The sequence below is a fragment of the Inquilinus limosus MP06 genome (genome assembly GCF_000767795.1).
In the GTDB taxonomy this organism is placed as follows: domain Bacteria; phylum Pseudomonadota; class Alphaproteobacteria; order DSM-16000; family Inquilinaceae; genus Inquilinus; species Inquilinus limosus_E.
Genome location: NZ_JANX01000976.1, coordinates 1 through 1317, shown reverse-complemented (window position 1 = coordinate 1317; position 1317 = coordinate 1). Strand labels below are relative to the sequence as shown.

General features: G+C 73.5%; 1 protein-coding gene. It reads left to right on the top strand.

The window, feature by feature from the left end:
- A partial coding sequence (treZ, locus tag P409_RS34545) for a malto-oligosyltrehalose trehalohydrolase (RefSeq protein WP_034849433.1) occupies positions 1–1317 on the top strand: 1317 nt, incomplete at both ends.

Below are 1317 nucleotides of genomic sequence, written 5' to 3'. Positions count from 1 at the left end.
CGCGGCCGTGACCCTGCTGCTCGGGCCGGATCGCCAGGCCCGGCCGCTCGAGCGGCTGGACGATGGCTGGTTCGGGCTGACCGTGCCGGGCCTGCCGGCGGGCACGCCCTACCGCTACCGCCTGGCCGACGGCACCGAGGTGCCGGACCCGGCGTCGCGCGCCCAGGAAGGCGGCCCCTTCGGCCCGTCCCTGGTCTGCGATCCGCTGGCCTATGACTGGCACGCGGCGGACTGGCGCGGCCGGCCCTGGCACGAGGCGGTGGTGTACGAGCTGCATTGCGGCGCCATCGGCCGGCCCGGCGGCTTCGCCGCGGTGGAGGCGCGGCTGGACCATCTCGCCGGGCTGGGCGTCACCGCGATCGAGCTGATGCCGGTGGCCGATTTCGCCGGCGCGCGCGGCTGGGGTTATGACGGGGTGCTGCCCTTCGCCCCGGCCTCGATCTACGGCACGCCGGACGACCTCAAGCGCCTGGTCGACGCGGCCCACCGGCGCGGGCTGATGGTGCTGCTGGACGTCGTCTACAACCATTTCGGCCCGGCCGGGAACTTCCTGTCGCTCTATGCCCGATCCTTCTTCGACGAGGACCGGCTGACGCCCTGGGGCCCGGCGATCGACTTCCGCCGGCCGCAGGTGCGCGACTTCTTCCGCCACAACGCCCTGTACTGGCTGGAGGAGTTCCGCCTGGACGGGCTGCGCCTGGACGCGGTGCACGCGATCCGCGACCACAGCCGGCCGGACATCCTGACCGAGATCGCCGACGCCGCCCGTGCCGCCTTCCTGGACCGGCACATCCATCTGGTGCTGGAGAACGACCTGAACGAGGCCCGGCGCCTGGCCGGCACGCCCGGCCCGCAGGGTCGCTACGACGCGCAGTGGAACGACGACCTGCACCACGCCGCCCATGTCGTCCTGACTGGCGAGGCCGACGGCTACTACGCCGACTATGCTGACATTCCGGTGCCGCGGCTGGGCCGGGCCCTGGCGGAGGGCTTCATCTACCAGGGCGACTGGTCGGAGCATCGCGGCGCCGCGCGCGGCGAGCCCAGCGCCCATCTGCCGCCCACCGCCTTCGTCGGCTTCCTGCAGAACCACGACCAGATCGGCAACCGCGCCCTCGGCGACCGGCTGGCCGCGCTGGCCGAGCCGGCGGCGCTGGAGGCGATGACCGCGGTGCTGCTGCTGGCACCGCAGATCCCGCTGCTGTTCATGGGCGAGGAATGGGGCAGCCGCCAGCCCTTCCCCTTCTTCTGCGACTTCGAGGGCGAGCTGGCCGACACCGTGCGCCGCGGCCGGCGCGAGGAGTTCGCGGCCTTCGC